We start from the raw sequence: 305 nt of genomic DNA, 5'->3' as shown, positions 1-305 counted from the left end.
TCGATGGCCAACTCCGACGAGCAGTCCAACCGCACCAACAGCGTCGCCGCGGCGATCAACGAACTCGGCGCCGCCGCCCAGGAAATCGCCCGCAACGCCGCCGATGCCTCGCACCATGCGTCCGACGCCAACCACCAGGCCGAAGACGGCAAGCAGGTGGTCGAGCAGACCATCCGCGCGATGAACGAGCTTTCCGAGAAGATCAGCGCCTCCTGCGCCAACATCGAGGCCCTGAACAGCCGCACGGTGAACATCGGCCAGATCCTCGAGGTGATCAAGGGCATCTCCGAGCAGACCAACCTGCT

At 64.9% G+C, this 305-nt stretch carries 1 protein-coding gene; it reads left to right on the top strand.

All coding sequences use genetic code 11. The annotated features are described in order from the left end of the window. A partial coding sequence (locus HMPREF2924_RS11935; protein ID WP_038824898.1) for a methyl-accepting chemotaxis protein occupies nucleotides 1–305 on the top strand: 305 nt, incomplete at both ends.

Source organism: Pseudomonas sp. HMSC063H08 (assembly GCF_001813645.1).
GTDB classification, from domain to species: domain Bacteria; phylum Pseudomonadota; class Gammaproteobacteria; order Pseudomonadales; family Pseudomonadaceae; genus Pseudomonas; species Pseudomonas aeruginosa.
Note: the sequence above shows the minus strand (reverse complement) of the source record. Positions and strands in the feature narration are given on the sequence as shown.